At 66.9% G+C, this 14,327-nt stretch carries 13 protein-coding genes; 11 read left to right on the forward strand and 2 right to left on the reverse strand.

Annotation, left to right across the window (positions count from 1 at the left end; all coding sequences use genetic code 11):
* Positions 1 to 34 precede the first annotated feature (34 nt).
* Positions 35 to 1,528 carry a carboxypeptidase M32 gene (locus U742_RS0116290; protein ID WP_029354899.1) on the forward strand — a complete coding sequence of 498 codons (1,494 nt, stop codon included), beginning with the start codon at positions 35 to 37 and terminating at the stop codon, positions 1,526 to 1,528.
* 17 nt (positions 1,529 to 1,545) lie between these two features.
* Here the strand turns inward: U742_RS0116290 and U742_RS0116295 are convergent, their stop codons facing one another.
* Complete coding sequence (locus U742_RS0116295; protein WP_029354902.1) at positions 1,546 to 2,448, reverse strand: LysR family transcriptional regulator; 903 nt, start codon at positions 2,446 to 2,448, stop codon at positions 1,546 to 1,548.
* Between the two features lie 159 nt (positions 2,449 to 2,607).
* Between U742_RS0116295 and choX the strand changes: the two genes are divergently transcribed.
* The 6 genes from choX (at position 2,608) to U742_RS0116325 (ending at position 8,854) form a co-directional block, all read left to right on the forward strand.
* On the forward strand, positions 2,608 to 3,540 hold the full coding sequence (choX, locus tag U742_RS0116300) for a choline ABC transporter substrate-binding protein (protein WP_248310397.1): 933 nt from the start codon (positions 2,608 to 2,610) through the stop codon (positions 3,538 to 3,540).
* An 84-nt stretch (positions 3,541 to 3,624) separates the two neighbouring features.
* Positions 3,625 to 5,145, forward strand: coding sequence for a choline-sulfatase (betC, locus tag U742_RS0116305; RefSeq protein ID WP_029354906.1), 1,521 nt, complete (start codon positions 3,625 to 3,627; stop codon positions 5,143 to 5,145).
* A gap of 116 nt (positions 5,146 to 5,261) precedes the next feature.
* A complete protein-coding gene (locus tag U742_RS0116310) occupies positions 5,262 to 5,723 on the forward strand; it encodes a MarR family winged helix-turn-helix transcriptional regulator (protein ID WP_029354909.1) in 462 nt (153 codons plus the stop codon).
* Positions 5,720 to 7,783: an FUSC family protein gene (locus U742_RS0116315; protein ID WP_029354911.1), complete on the forward strand. Its 2,064-nt coding sequence runs from the start codon at positions 5,720 to 5,722 to the stop codon at positions 7,781 to 7,783. The genes U742_RS0116310 and U742_RS0116315 overlap by 4 nt, the downstream gene beginning before the upstream one ends.
* Positions 7,784 to 7,787: 4 nt before the next feature.
* Positions 7,788 to 7,997 carry a DUF1656 domain-containing protein gene (locus U742_RS0116320; RefSeq protein ID WP_029354913.1) on the forward strand — a complete coding sequence of 70 codons (210 nt, stop codon included), beginning with the start codon at positions 7,788 to 7,790 and terminating at the stop codon, positions 7,995 to 7,997.
* Positions 7,994 to 8,854, forward strand: coding sequence for an efflux RND transporter periplasmic adaptor subunit (locus U742_RS0116325; protein WP_029354914.1), 861 nt, complete (start codon positions 7,994 to 7,996; stop codon positions 8,852 to 8,854). The genes U742_RS0116320 and U742_RS0116325 overlap by 4 nt, the downstream gene beginning before the upstream one ends.
* A 124-nt stretch (positions 8,855 to 8,978) precedes the next feature.
* Here the strand turns inward: U742_RS0116325 and U742_RS0116330 are convergent, their stop codons facing one another.
* On the reverse strand, positions 8,979 to 9,692 hold the full coding sequence (locus tag U742_RS0116330; RefSeq protein ID WP_248310393.1) for a GntR family transcriptional regulator: 714 nt from the start codon (positions 9,690 to 9,692) through the stop codon (positions 8,979 to 8,981).
* Positions 9,693 to 9,789: 97 nt separating this feature from the next.
* On the opposite strand from U742_RS0116330, the gene U742_RS0116335 reads away from it, so the two are divergent.
* The 4 genes from U742_RS0116335 to U742_RS0116350 are packed head-to-tail and all read left to right on the forward strand — an operon-like array spanning position 9,790 to position 14,319.
* Positions 9,790 to 10,197: a cobalamin B12-binding domain-containing protein gene (locus tag U742_RS0116335; protein WP_029354918.1), complete on the forward strand. Its 408-nt coding sequence runs from the start codon at positions 9,790 to 9,792 to the stop codon at positions 10,195 to 10,197.
* Between the two features lie 15 nt (positions 10,198 to 10,212).
* The gene (locus U742_RS0116340; protein ID WP_029354921.1) at positions 10,213 to 11,643 is read left to right on the forward strand and encodes a phenylacetate--CoA ligase family protein; all 1,431 of its coding nucleotides are present in this window, start codon (positions 10,213 to 10,215) and stop codon (positions 11,641 to 11,643) included.
* Entirely contained in the window at positions 11,640 to 12,662 is a 1,023-nt protein-coding gene (gene meaB, locus U742_RS0116345; protein ID WP_029354924.1) for a methylmalonyl Co-A mutase-associated GTPase MeaB, read from the forward strand. The genes U742_RS0116340 and meaB overlap by 4 nt, the downstream gene beginning before the upstream one ends.
* Positions 12,613 to 14,319: a methylmalonyl-CoA mutase family protein gene (locus U742_RS0116350; RefSeq protein ID WP_197028276.1), complete on the forward strand. Its 1,707-nt coding sequence runs from the start codon at positions 12,613 to 12,615 to the stop codon at positions 14,317 to 14,319. The genes meaB and U742_RS0116350 overlap by 50 nt, the downstream gene beginning before the upstream one ends.
* Positions 14,320 to 14,327: the final 8 nt, after the last annotated feature.

Consider the following 14,327-nt stretch of genomic DNA (forward strand, 5'->3'; position numbering starts at 1 on the left):
GCAGCCCAGCTTTATCCATCCGGAGTCCCTTCCCATGTCGGCCTATGCTTCGCTCTCCGGTCACTTCGGCCGCATCTCCGCCATGTCGAACGCTCTCGGGATCCTGCAATGGGACAGCGACGTGATGATGCCGAAAGGCGCGGCGGAGGCGCGGGCCGAGAGCATGGCCCTGCTGCGCGTGCTGGCGCACGAGATGGCGGTCGATCCGCGCATCGGTGACTGGCTGGCCGAGGCCGGAGAGGACGGCAATCTGACCGATTGGGAAACGGCCAATCTCGCCGAGATCCGGCGCGTCTGGACCGTCGAGACCGCGTTGCCGGCCGATCTGGTCGAAGCCTCCAGCAAGGCGATCTCGGCCAGCGAGATGAAATGGCGGCAGGCGCGCGCCGATTCCGACTTCGCGACGCTGCTGCCCTATCTCGCCGAGGTGCTGAAGCTCCAGCGCGAGGCGGGCGTCGCCAAGGGCGAGAAGCTCGGGCTCTCGCCCTACGACGCCTTGCTCAACGACTACGAGCCGGGCGGGCGCTCGGAAAAGATCGACGCGCTGTTCGACGATCTCGCGTCCTTCCTGCCCGCCTTCACCGAGGAGGCGCTCGCCAAGCAGGCCCGCCGGCCGGAGCCCGCGCCGCTGGAAGGCCCGTTCCCGATCGAAGCGCAGCGCCGGCTGGGACTCAGGATCATGGCGGCGCTCGGCTATGATTTTGAGCGCGGCCGGCTCGACGTCTCGACGCACCCTTTCTGCGGCGGCGCCGACAACGACGTGCGCATCACCACCCGCTATGACGACGCCGATTTCAGCAAGGCGCTGATGGGGGTGATCCACGAGACCGGCCACGCGCTCTATGAGCAGGGCCGCCCTGCCATTTTCATGAGCCAGCCGGTGGGGCATGCGCGCGGCATGAGCATGCATGAAAGCCAGTCGCTCATCATGGAGATGCAGGCCTGCCGCAGCCCCGAATTCCTCGCCTTCGCCACGCCGCTGATGCGCGAGGCCTTCGGCGCGTCCGGTCCCGGCTGGGAATCCGAGGCGATGTGGCGTCGCTACACGAAAGTCGAACGCGGCTTCATCCGGGTCGATGCCGACGAGGTGACCTATCCGGCCCACGTCATCCTGCGCTACCGGCTGGAGAAGGCGCTGATCGCCGACGCCATGCCGCTCTCCGAGCTCCCCGCGGCGTGGAACGCCGGCATGCGGGAGCTGCTCGGCATCACCCCGCCGAACGACCGGCTCGGCTGCCTGCAGGACATCCACTGGCCGTCGGGGGGCTGGGGCTATTTCCCGACCTATACACTCGGCGCCATGACGGCGGCCCAGCTCTTCGACGCCGCCTGCCGGGCAGAGCCCGACACCCTGCCCGGCATCGCGCGCGGCGATTTCGCGCCGCTGGTCGGCTGGCTGCGCACCAACATCCATGCGCAGGCCTCGCGCTACGCCACCGACGATCTGCTCACCCGGGCCACCGGCCGCCCGCTCGATGCCGGCGTGTTCAAGGCCCATCTCGCCCGGCGCTATCTCGGCGCGCAATAGACCGGCCGGGAGCGCAACTACTCCGGGCGCGAACCGGTCTCCTGCAGTATCCATTCGACGAACTGGGTGGCCGCCGATGACATGGCGGGGCCGCGCCGCAGCCAGTAGCCGCTGTGGAGGCGGTTGAGCGCCGGCCCCACCTGTACCAGCGTGCCGTCGTCGATCGCGGCGTCGATCAGCCCGGCCCAGCCGAGGGCGATGCCCTGATCGGCGATCGCCGCCTGCACCACGAGCCCATAGGTGTTGAGGCCGAGATCTCCTGAACTCGGAAGCCGGGCGATCCCTCGGGCAGCGAACCAGTCGGCCCAGGAGAACCAGCGCGGCCGGGGCGTGCTTTCCAGATGCAGCAGCGGAAGCCGGCCGATCGCCTCCGGTGTCTCCAGCAGGCCGTGACGGCTGGCAAAGGCCGGGCTGCAGACGGGGTAGATGCACTCCTCGAAAAGCTGGACCGCATCCGGCCCGAAATCGCCCCGCGTGCCGAACAGCACCGCGACGTCCTCCGTGTCGCCGCCCCCCGGCTCGGTCGAGGCCGAGGCAACGATATGAACGTCGGTATCCGGCCGGATCGTCCTGAACCGCGCGACGCGCGGCATCATCCAGAACGAGGCGAAGCCATAATCGGTGAAGAGCCGGACAACCGGGCGCTGGTCCAGCCGCTTGATCGCGCGGGCGGCGCCGTCGATCTCGCCGATTGCCGCCTGCACGCCCTGATGCAACAGGCGCCCGGCCGGCGACAGCGCGCTTCCGCGGTGGCCGCGCTCCAGCAGCGGCGCGCCGATCTGCTCTTCCAGCGTGCGGATCGTGTAGCTGACCGCCGGCTGCGACAGGCCGAGTTCCTGCGCGGCGGCGGTGAGGCTGCCGAGCCGCCCCACCGCGTCGAACACGCGGATCCAGCCGAGGTCGAGGGCGCGTCGTGACATCAGATTTATTTAGGGCAGCAATCGAAAAGAAAGGGCTTCACAGCCATCCCCATCTAACAGCCTGATATCCGACAGGGTAAGGCGCGCCACAGACCCGAACAAGGGCAGCCGCCATCGCGAATTCCGGCCTCGCACCTTTCGGAGACGAACATGACACGCATGCTGCTGGCCGCTTCGGCCCTTTCCCTCCTCCTGGCGGCCGGTCCGGCTGCCGCGGCGGATGCTCCGTCCTGCAAGACCATCCGCATGTCGGATCCCGGCTGGACCGACATCACCTCGACCAACGCCATCGCCGGCGTGCTGCTTTCCGCCCTCGGCTACAAGCAGGACGTGAAGACGCTTTCGGTGCCGATCGGCTACGAATCGATGAAGAACAGGAATGTCGACGTGTTCCTCGGCAACTGGATGCCGGCACAGCAGAAGTTCATGGATTCCCTGAACGAGGCCAAGGCGGTGGAGGTTCTGGCCACCAACCTGTCGGGCGCGAAATTCACGCTCGCGGTGCCGAACTACGTGGCCGATGCCGGCGTGAAGGACTTCAAGGACCTCGCGACCAACGCCGATAAGTTCGACAAGCAGATCTACGGCATCGAGCCGGGCGCGCCGGCCAACGCCAACATCCAGAAGATGGTCGACGCCAATGATTTCGGCCTCAAGGGCTGGAAGGTGGTGGAATCGGGCGAGCAGGCCATGCTGGCGCAGGTGAAGCGTTCGGAGAACGGTAAGGGCTGGATCGTGTTTCTCGCCTGGGCGCCGCATCCGATGAACGAGAAGTTCGCCATCACCTATCTGTCTGGCGGCGACGCCTATTTCGGCGCGAATTACGGCGGCGCGGATGTGCGCACCCTCGCCCGCACCGGATGGTCGGCGGAGTGCCCGAACGCCGCGACCTTCTTCAAGAACCTGAAGTTCGACCTTGCCATCGAGAACGCCATGATGGGCAAAATCCTCGACGACGGCATGGAAGCGCCAGCCGCCGCCAAGGCCTGGCTGAAGGCCAATCCGGCGGCGCTCGGCCCGTGGCTGGAAGGCGTCACCACCTTCGACGGCAAGCCCGGCCTTCCCGCCGTGAAAGCCGCCCTCGGCCTCTGAGCGCCTCGCGGGCGCCGGTCATGTCCGTCGGGCGCCCGCCCGTGCCTCCACCAAGTGCTTTGCCAACCTATTGCCATTGTTCCGATGAGCCACCCCAACATCCTCATCCTGATGGTCGACCAGCTCAACGGAACGCTGTTTCCGGACGGGCCTGCGGACTTCCTGCATGCGCCGAACCTGAAGGCGCTCGCCGCCCGTTCGGCGCGCTTCGCCAACACCTATACGGCGAGCCCGCTCTGCGCACCGGCGCGGGCGTCCTTCATGTCCGGGCAGTTGCCGAGCCGCACGCGGGTCTATGACAACGCCGCCGAATTCACCTCGGACGTGCCGACCTTCGCGCATCACCTGCGGCGCGCCGGCTATCACACGGCACTGTCCGGCAAGATGCACTTCGTCGGGCCGGACCAGCTCCACGGCTTCGAGGAGCGGCTGACCACCGACATCTACCCGGCCGATTTCGGCTGGACGCCGGACTACTCCAAGCCCGGCGAGCGGATCGACTGGTGGTACCACAATCTCGGCTCAGTCACCGGCGCCGGCGACGCCGAGATCACCAACCAGCTCGAATATGACGACGAGGTCGCCTATCACGCCGGCCGCAAGCTCTACGACCTCGCCCGGCGGCACGACGCACGGCCCTGGTGCCTCACGGTGAGCTTCACCCACCCGCACGACCCCTATGTCGCCCGCAAGCGGTTCTGGGATCTCTACGAGGACTGCCCGGCGCTTGATCCCGCCGTCGCGCCGATCCCGTTCGAGGCGCAGGACCCGCATGCGCGGCGCCTGATGCTGGCGAGCGACCATGCGGCGAGCCACGTCACGCCGCAGGATGTGCGCCGCTCGCGCCGGGCCTATTTCGCCAACGTCTCCTATATCGACGAGAAGATCGGCGAGCTCATCGACATTCTCGAGCGCTGCCGGATGGCGGACGACACCATCGTCGTCTTCGTGTCGGACCATGGTGACATGCTCGGCGAGCGCGGCCTGTGGTTCAAGATGAGCTTCTTCGAAGGCTCGGCGCGCGTGCCCTTGATGATCGCGGCGCCTCAGCTTCCCGCGCGCCGCATCGATCGTGCGGCCTCGACGCTCGACGTGCTGCCGACGCTCGCCGAACTGGTCGGGCTCGATCTGTCCGGTGTCATGCCCTGGACCGACGGCGAGAGCCTCGTCGCGGCAGCGCGCGGAGAACGGCTGCGCGCGCCGGTGCCGATTGAATATGCGGCCGAAGGCTCCTACGCGCCGCTCGTCGCGCTGCGGGACGGCCCGTGGAAGCTGGTGCTGTGCGAACTCGATCCGCCGCTGCTCACCAATCTCGACGAGGATCCGCATGAGCTGCGCAACCGCGCCGACGATCCGGACTGCGCGGACATTCTCGCGGCGATGACGGTGGCGATGCGCGCCCGCTGGGACCTCGCCCGGTTCGACGCCGAGGTGCGCGCCAGCCAGGCCCGTCGCCATGTCGTCTACGAGGCGCTACGTAACGGCGCCTATTACCCCTGGGACTTCCAGCCGCTGCAGAAGGCGTCCGAGCGCTATATGCGCAACCACATGGACCTGAACGTGCTTGAGGATGCGCAGCGTTATCCGCGCGGAGGCGACGACTAGCCGGCCGGCTCTCGGCACCGAGACTCCGGCAAACAGGGGACGATTGCAAAAAGCGCATCCCTGATCGGCGCGCGACTAGATTGCATAGAAATTATTAGGATGCGATCTATTCGTTCATGAACGATCTCGACATATTGCGCCGGTCCCTGACCGCACAGCTTCTTCAGGCCGGCCGCCACTGGCGGCGCATTGCCGAGAAGGAGCTCGAAAAGCTGGGAATCTCGGAGGCGTGCGCGGCACCGCTCCTCTGGACCAGCCGCCTCGGTGGCGGCGTGCGGCAGGTGACGCTGGCGGCTTATGTCGGCATCGAGGGCCCCTCCCTCGTCCGCCTGCTCGATCAGCTCGTCGCCGCCGAACTCGTGGTGCGCCGCGACGATCCCACCGATCGGCGCGCCAAGACGATCTGGCTTACCCGGACCGGCGAGCGGCTGGCAGCGATCATCGAGGAACGGCTGGTTGAGCTGCGTGCCCAGGTGCTGGCCGATGTGTCGGTGCAAGATCTGGAGGCGACGCTGCGCGTGCTCAATGCCTTCGAACAGGCTTCGACACGCGGCGCCAGCGAGGAGGCCGCAGCATGATCCTGCCCTCATGGCGGGATTGGCTGTTCTCGGCGAAGGCCTTCCTCGCATCCATGCTGGCGCTCTACATCGCGCTCGCCTTCGATCTTCCGCGCCCCTACTGGGCGATGGCGGCCGTCTATGTCGTCGCCAATCCGCTGGCCGGCGCGACCAGCTCCAAGGGGCTTTACCGCGCGTTCGGCACGCTGATCGGCGCCAGCGCAGCAGTGTTCTTCGTCCCGCTGTTCGTCAATGCGCCGGAGCTCCTCAGCCTCGTCGTCGCGCTGTGGACAGGCTGCCTTCTCTACGTCTCGATGCTCGACCGCACGCCGCGCAGCTACGTCTTCATGCTCGCCGGCTACAGCCTGCCACTGATCGCACTGCCCGAAGTGGGCGCGCCGGAACAGATTTTCGACGTGGCGCTGGCGCGCAGCGAGGAGATCATCATCGGCATCACCTGCGCCACCGTCGTCGGCGCCGTGGTTTTCCCGACCAGCATCGGCACGGCGCTGTCCACGCGCATCACCGGCTGGCTCGACGATGCCGCCGGCTGGGCGGAAGAGATCCTGCGCGGCGAGGGCGCGCTGCCGGTCACGCCGTTGCGCCGACAGAAGCTCGCGGCCGACATTTCCGGCCTCGACCTCATCATCAGCCAGCTCTCCTACGACGCAGCGACGCGCGACGTGGTGCCCCATGCGCGTGAGCTGCGGGGCCGGCTGCTCATGCTGCTGCCGCTGCTCTCCTCGCTGGCCGACCGGCTTCACGCGCTGAAGGCGCAGGAGGGAGCGCTATCTCCGGAATTCGCGACGCTGCTGCAACGCGTCGCCGACTGGCTGGCGCGTGGCCGCCACCCCGATCCCGCCGAGGCGGACGCGCTGATCGCCGCGATGAAGGCGCTACGTCCCGAGGAAGCAGCGGACTGGGATGCCCTGATGCGCGCGAGCGCGCTCGACCGGCTCGGCGAGATCGTCGCGCTGTGGAGCGACTGCCTGACCCTCACGGCGGACATCGAACGCGGCCAGCATGCCGGCCCCTGGCGCCCCCGCTTTCGCCACCGCCGCGTCGTCGGACCGGCGCGGCACTACGATTTCGGCCTGATGCTGTTTTCCGCTGGTTCCACCGTTTTGGCGACGCTGGTCGCCAGCCTGTTCTGGATCGCCAGCGGCTGGTCGAACGGCGCCAGCGCCGTGATGATGACGGCCGTCGCCTGCTCTTTCTTCGCTGCGATGGACCGCCCGGCTCCTTTCATCCGCTTCATGGCGGTCTGGTGCGGCGTCAGCCTCGTCGTTTCGGGCGTGTATCTGTTCGGCATCCTGCCTCACGTGCACGATTTCGAGATGCTCGTTCTGGTGTTCGCGCCACCCTTCCTCCTGCTCGGACTGATGATCCCGCGGCCGCAATTCACCATGCTGGCGATGCTTCTAGCGGTGAACACCGCGTCCTTCGTGGCGATGCAGAACCGCTACAGCGTCGATTTCGGCACCTTCGCCAATGAGGGGTTCGCCGCGATGGCGGGCCTGACCTTCGCCTTCGTCTGGACCGTCGCGACTCGCCCCTTCGGCGTCGAGATCGCCGCCCGGCGGCTGGTCCGCGCGGGCTGGGCGGATCTTGCGCAGACGGCCTCCGGCCGCAATCGCGGCGATTCCGAACGGCTCGCCGGCCGCATGCTCGATCGGCTCGGCCAGTTGGTGCCGCGGCTCGCCGCGATCGAGGATCGCGAGCTGGCAAAGGTGGACGGCTTCGCCGAGGTGCGCATCGGCTTCAACATCGTCGAGCTGCAGAAGACGCGGCGTGCGGTCGCCGCCGAGGCCCGCGCGGCGATCGATGCGGTGCTGGCAGGCGTCGTCACTCTTTATCGCACGCGCGTCGCAAGTCGCACGCTCGTGCCCCCACCCGATGAGCTCTGCGTCGCGCTCGACGATGCGCTCCGTCTCGCCGCGCATCAGGAACACGGCGAAGCGCGGCGCACGCTCGACGCGCTGGTCGGGCTGAGGCGCGTGTTCTTCCCCGAAACGCCGGGCCCCGCCGGCGGCTTCCTGCCGGAGCACCGCGGCCAGCCGATGCTGATGGCGGCGGAGTAGTCCGATGTCCGGCGAAATCGATATCTACGGCGTCTACATTCCCAACCTGCTGGCGCTGATGGTGGCGACGCTGCTGGTCAGCCTCGTCGTGCGGCGGGCGCTCGCCTTCTTCGGCGCCTACGCCTTCATCTGGCATCGCGGGCTGTTCGACGTCGCGCTCTATGTCGTCCTGTTGCAGGGCATGTCCCTGCTGTCCCAATGGTGGCTGTCATGAATGTCTCGCTTCGCGGCGCCATCCGCGTCGTCGTCACGCTTCTGGTCTTCCTCGCCGCGCTCGGCGCCGGACGCGAGCTCTGGGGTCACTATATGGACGAACCGTGGACGCGCGATGCCAAGGTTCGCGCGGATATCGTCGGTCTTGCGCCGGACGTCTCTGGCTTCGTCAGCGAAGTGCTGGTGCATGACAACGAGACCGTGAAGAAGGGTGACGTCCTGTTCCGCATCGACCGCGCCCGCTTCGCCATCGCGCTGGAGCAGGCCGAAGCCGCCGTCGACGGCCGCAAGGCCACCCTCGATCAGGCGACGCGCGACCGCGAACGCTACGAGCAGCTCAAGGACGTCGTCTCGCAGCAGAAGACGGAGCAGATGCGCATGGCGGAGGTCGAGGCGGCCGCGGCCTATCGCCAGGCATTGGCCGACCGCGATCTCGCCAAGCTCAACCTCGACCGTTCCGAAGTGAAGGCGCCCGTCAACGGCACCATCTCCAATCTGAGCCTGCGGCCCGGCGACTATGTGACAGCCGGCACGGCGGAACTCGCATTGGTCGACGCGGACTCGCTGCGCATCGAGGGGTATTTCGAAGAAACCAAGCTTGCCCGCATCCGCGTCGGAGCGCCGGTGGCGATCCAGCTCATGGGGCAGTCAGCGCGCCTTGCCGGTCATGTCGAGAGCATTGCCGCCGGCATCGAGGATCGCGAGCGCACGGTCGGCAACGGGCTTCTCGCCAACATCAACCCCACATTCAGTTGGGTCCGTCTGGCGCAGCGCGTGCCGGTCCGCATCGTCCTCGATCAGATTCCGGACGACGTTCGGCTGGTCGCCGGTCTGACGGCCACCGTGTCGGTCGAGTAAGACCGCCCTTCGCCAGTCCGGCGGTGGCGGAAACCAGCCGGGCATAGACCGGACTTTAAAGCCTCACCTCCGTAGACCATGGACGCAGCCGCTTTTCGATCGACGCACTGCCAATAGTCGTTGGCTACCGACCGTCTTCGACAGCCGGCTCCTCTTCGGACCTGCCGACCCGCTCATAGGCCTCGACCAGATGCCGGCGCATGAGCTCGGCCGCGCCTTCGGCATCACCGCGGATCATCCCCTCCAATATCCGCCCGTGCTCCTGCCAGACGCTGATCGACATTCCAGGATAGCGCAGCACCTGCCCCATCGCCCGGCGGAGATGGCGCCAGTGCAGGCGCATCGTCTCCCCGACGATGGGGTTGCCGGACAGGTCGTAGATGAAGGAATGGAAGTCCATATCGGCCTGAAGGCCGGCCCGGGCATCACCGGCGACGACCATGTTGCGGCCGTGTTCGATGAGTGAGCGGCCGCGCAGGATGGCCTGCTTGGTCATGCGCGGCGTCGCCAACCTCACGGCAAGAGGCTCGACGGCCGAGCGAAACTGGTAGATCGCCTCGAAGAAGGCGGCGTCGACCGGGGTCACGACCAGGCCGCGCCGGCCGGACTGGGCGAGGAACCCCTGTGCCTTCAGCACTACCAGAGCGTGTGTGACCGGCTGCCGGGAGACCTTCAGCCGCGCCGCGATGTCCTCCTGCGTCAGCCGCTCGCCGGGCTTGAACGTCCCGTCGCAGAGGGCGTCGAGGATCACCTCATAAGCCTGATCCACCAGGCTTTTTGGCGCTTCCAGAGACTCCAAGCCCGCATCCTCCGCAAGAATCGTCGTGCTGCGCAGCACTATGGCGGGCGCTTGACAGGGTCACAAGCCGCCTGCACTCTGCATTCCGAGTTCTGAATTCAGAGTTCAATAAGAAACTCGACAAGGGAGGCTTGAGGTGACGCAGCCCATCCGTGTGCTTCTCGCGAAGGTTGGCCTCGACGGCCATGATCGCGGCGTGAAGGTGGTGGCCCGAACCCTGCGCGACGCCGGAATGGACGTCATCTATTCGGGCCTGCACCGCACGCCCGAGGAGGTCGTGAACGCCGCGATCCAGGAAGACGTGGACGTGCTCGGCGTAAGCCTGCTTTCCGGCGTCCAGCTCACCGTCTTTCCGAAGATCTTCCAGCTTCTGGCCAGCAAGGGAGCGGAGGACATGATCGTCGTCGCCGGCGGGGTGATGCCGGACGAGGACGTCGTCGAGATCAAGCGGATGGGGGTGCGGGAAGTCCTACTTCAGGACACGCCGCCGGACGTGATCGTCGAGACGCTCACGCGCCTCGTCACCGAACGCGGCGAACGCTGAGAGGGAGGGCGAGCCATGGAATCCTGGTCCTTCCCGCCCTCATACGACGCCACCTACTTTCCGCCGGCCGATAGCCGCTACTGGTTCCCGCAGCGCGAGACCATGCCGCCGGGAGATCGCGAAAAGGCGATACTGGAGCGGCTGCGCGTCGTCTGCCGCTATGCCTACGACCATTCGCCCTTCTACCGCCGCCGCTGGAACGAGGCTGGTTTCCATCCCGACCAGTTGCGCTCGCTGGAGGATTTCGAGGACAGGGTCCCCGTCATCACCAAGAAGGAACTGAGGGACTCGCAGGCGACGTCGCCGCCCTTCGGCGACTATCTGTGCGTCCCCGACGGCGAAATCTTCCACATCCACGGAACCAGCGGCACGACCGGGCGCCCCACCGCCTTCGCCATCGGCCGCAACGACTGGACCGCCATCGCCAATGCCCATGCCCGCATCATGTGGGCGATGGGCATGCGGCCCGGCGACATGGTCTGCGTCGCGGCGATCCTCAGCCTCTATATGGGAAGCTGGGGCGCCCTGTCGGGCGCCGAACGCCTCGGCGCCAAGGCGTTCCCGTTCGGCGCCGGCGCTCCCGGCATGACGATACGCTGCGCGCAATGGCTCGACACCATGAAGCCGGCGGGCTTCTACGGCACGCCCACCTACGCGCTTCATCTCGCCCAGGCCGCCAAGGACGAAGGCCTCAACCCGCGGGAGTTCGGCCTCAAATACATGTTCTTCTCGGGCGAGCCCGGAGCATCGATTCCCGGCGTGCGCGACCGCATCGCCGATCTCTTCGGCGCGAAGGTGTTCGATTCCGGCTCGATGGCCGAGATGACCCCGTGGATGAACGTCGCGGGCTCCGCCGAGACCGAGGGCATGCTCTGCTGGCAGGACATCGTCTACACTGAGGTCTGCGATCCGGCGACGATGCGGCGCGTCCCCTACGGCCAGCGCGGAACGCCCGTCTACACCCACCTCGAGCGCACCTCGCAGCCGATGATCCGGCTCGCTTCCGGCGACCTGACGCTCTGGCAGGACGGCCCGAACCCTTGCGGGCGCACCTATCCGCGGCTGCCGCAGGGAATATTCGGCCGGATCGACGACATGTTCACCATCCGCGGCGAGAACGTCTATCCGAGCGAGATCGACGCCGCGCTCAACCAGACGCCTGGCTATGGCGGCGAGCATCAGATCGTCATCACCCGCGAAGCAGCGATGGACGAGCTGCTGCTGCGAGTCGAGGCGGATGACGGCACCTTCGCCAATGGCGAGCTGGAGCGTTTCCGCGCGGATGTCAGCCACCGCATCCAGAAGCTGCTCGGGCTGCGCACCAAGGCCGAGATCGTCGCCAAGGGAACCCTGCCGCGCACTGACTTCAAAGCACGCCGCGTCACCGACGACCGCTCCGTCTTTCGGGAGATGTATGCCCAGATCGACGCGGAGAGCGGCGCATGAGCCGTTATGTCCCGTCGAGCGAACTGGTTGAGCGCGCCGCGCGCGGCGAGGTGCCGGCCATCGGCCGTCTGATATCGCGCGCCGAAGCCGGCAGGCCGGAGGCACGGTCGGCCCTCGCGGCGATCTATCGGCGCGCCGGCCGGGCCCATGTGATCGGCCTGACCGGCGTTCCGGGCAGCGGCAAGTCGACCCTCGTCGCCGCGCTCACGGCGCGCCTGCGCGCGCTGAGCATGAAGGTCGGGATCGTCGCGGTCGACCCGTCGAGCCCCTATTCCGGCGGTGCCATCCTCGGCGACCGGATCCGCATGTCGGATCTCGTGAACGATCCCGGCGTCTACATCCGCAGTATGGCGACGCGCGGCGCGATGGGCGGGCTGGCGCGGGCCACGCTCGACGCGGTGGACATCCTCGATCTCGGCGGGTTTGAGACCATCATCATCGAGACCGTCGGGGTCGGTCAGGACGAGGTCGAGATCGCCAAGGCCTCGCACACCACCATCGTCGTCTCGGCGCCGGGGCTCGGCGACGAGATCCAGGCCATCAAGGCCGGCATGCTCGAGATCGCCGACATTCACGTCGTGTCGAAATGCGACCGCAGCGACGCCAACCGCACGCTGGTCGACATCAAGCAGATGCTGACGCTGGGCGCGGCGATGTCGAACAGGTCGGAATGGCAGACGCCGGTCATCGGCGTCAGTTCCTACACCGGCGAGGGTTTCGAGGCGCTCGTCCACGCGCTCGAACGGCATCGGAACGTGGCGTTCGGCACGGCGAGCGGCAGCCGGCGGCAGCTATCGATCGCAAATTTCCGGCTCGAGAAGACCGCCGAGAACCTGCTCGTCGAACGCTTCGTCAAAGCTGCCGCGACGCGCTCACCGGCGCTGGCGGAACGCCTCCAGCGCCGCGATGGAGACCCTTACACGCTGGCCAACGAACTGCTTGCCGCGTCGCTCGAACAAGGATCGGCCCATGAACGAGACCATCATCGCCCGCCCCATTTCGCAGAAGACCATTGGTGAGCTTCGCGCCGAGGAACGGGACTGGGAGACGAACGAGGTCGCGCAGTTCCTTCGCAAGCAGGCGGAGCGCAGAAGCGACTTCTTCACGCTCGGCGACATTCCGGTCAAGCGCGCCTACACCGCCGCCGACCTTGCCGACACGCCCGTCGAGGATATCGGCCTGCCCGGCCGCTACCCGTTCACCCGCGGCCCCTACCCCACCATGTACCGCTCGCGGACCTGGACCATGCGCCAGATCGCCGGGTTCGGGACCGGCGAGGACACCAACAAGCGCTTCAAATATCTGATCGCGCAAGGCCAGACCGGCATCTCGACCGACTTCGATATGCCGACCCTGATGGGCTACGATTCCGACCACCCCATGAGCGAAGGCGAGGTCGGACGCGAAGGCGTGGCGATCGACACGCTGGCCGACATGGAGGCGCTGTTCGACGGCATCGATCTGGAGAAGATATCCGTCTCCATGACCATCAATCCATCGGCCTGGATCCTGCTCGCGATGTACATCGTGCTCGCCGAGAAGCGTGGCTACGACCTCAACAAGCTCTCGGGGACGATCCAGGCCGACATCCTCAAGGAATACATGGCGCAGAAGGAATACGTCTTCCCGATCGAGCCTTCGGTGCGCATCGTCCGGGACTGCATCACCTACTGTGCCCGGAACATGAAGCGGTATAACCCGATCAACATCTCGGGCTACCATATCTCCGAGGCCGGCTCTTCGCCGCTGCACGAGGCCGCCTTCACCCTCGCCAACCTGATCGTCTATGTCGAGGAGGTCCTCAAGACCGGGATGCAGGTCGACGAGTTCGCCCCGCGGCTCGCCTTCTTCTTCGTCTGTCAGGCGGACTTCTTCGAGGAGATCGCCAAGTTCCGTGCCTTGCGGCGCTGCTACGCCAAGATCATGAAGGAGCGCTTCGGGGCGAAGAACCCGGAATCCATGCGCCTGCGCTTCCATTGCCAGACCGCGGCGGCCTCGCTGACCAAGCCGCAATACATGGTGAATGTCGTGCGCACGGCCATGCAGGCGCTCGCGGCGGTGCTCGGCGGCACGCAGTCGCTGCACACCAATGGCTATGACGAGGCCTTCGCCATCCCCACCGAGGATGCCATGCGCATGGCGCTGCGCACCCAGCAGGTCATCGCCGAGGAGACCAACGTCACCCAGGTCACCGACCCGCTCGGCGGTTCCTATTACGTCGAGACCCTGACCACCGAATATGAGAAGCGCATCTTCGACATCCTGGCCGAGATCGAGGAGCGCGGCGGCACGCTGAAGCTCATCCAGGAGGGCTGGTTCCAGCGGCACATCGCCGATTTCGCCTATGAGACCGCCCTGCGCAAGCAGTCCGGCGAGAAGCCGGTCATCGGCGTCAACTGCTTCGTCGACGACGCGCCCGACCCGATCATCCACACGCACCCCTATGACCAGACGACGGCCGCCCGCCAGATCGCCCGGACCCAGCGCGTGCGCCGCGAGCGCGACCCGGTGAAGTTCGACCTGCTTCTGCAGCAGCTCGTCGAGACGGCCAAGGACCCCTCGCAGAACATCATGCCGGTCACGATCGAGCTGGTCCGCGCCGGCGCGACGATGGGGGACATCATCGAGACGCTGAAGGGCGTGTGGGGCACCTACCGCGAAACACCGGTGTTCTGAGCGGCCCC

Source organism: Allobosea sp. 117 (genome assembly GCF_000702305.1).
GTDB lineage: Bacteria > Pseudomonadota > Alphaproteobacteria > Rhizobiales > Xanthobacteraceae > Ancylobacter.

Bases quoted from the DNA above. Each gene is read 5' to 3' on its own strand.
- U742_RS0116350 (WP_197028276.1), top strand. From the start codon at position 12,613: ATGAACGAGACCATCATCGCCCGCCCCATTTCGCAGAAGACCATTGGT.
- U742_RS0116290 (WP_029354899.1), top strand. From the start codon at position 35: ATGTCGGCCTATGCTTCGCTCTCCGGTCACTTCGGCCGCATCTCCGCC.
- choX (WP_248310397.1), top strand. From the start codon at position 2,608: ATGCTGCTGGCCGCTTCGGCCCTTTCCCTCCTCCTGGCGGCCGGTCCG.
- U742_RS0116315 (WP_029354911.1), top strand. From the start codon at position 5,720: ATGATCCTGCCCTCATGGCGGGATTGGCTGTTCTCGGCGAAGGCCTTC.
- U742_RS0116295 (WP_029354902.1), bottom strand. From the start codon at position 2,448: ATGTCACGACGCGCCCTCGACCTCGGCTGGATCCGCGTGTTCGACGCG.
- U742_RS0116310 (WP_029354909.1), top strand. From the start codon at position 5,262: ATGAACGATCTCGACATATTGCGCCGGTCCCTGACCGCACAGCTTCTT.
- U742_RS0116325 (WP_029354914.1), top strand. From the start codon at position 7,994: ATGAATGTCTCGCTTCGCGGCGCCATCCGCGTCGTCGTCACGCTTCTG.
- U742_RS0116320 (WP_029354913.1), top strand. From the start codon at position 7,788: ATGTCCGGCGAAATCGATATCTACGGCGTCTACATTCCCAACCTGCTG.
- betC (WP_029354906.1), top strand. From the start codon at position 3,625: ATGAGCCACCCCAACATCCTCATCCTGATGGTCGACCAGCTCAACGGA.
- meaB (WP_029354924.1), top strand. From the start codon at position 11,640: ATGAGCCGTTATGTCCCGTCGAGCGAACTGGTTGAGCGCGCCGCGCGC.
- U742_RS0116340 (WP_029354921.1), top strand. From the start codon at position 10,213: ATGGAATCCTGGTCCTTCCCGCCCTCATACGACGCCACCTACTTTCCG.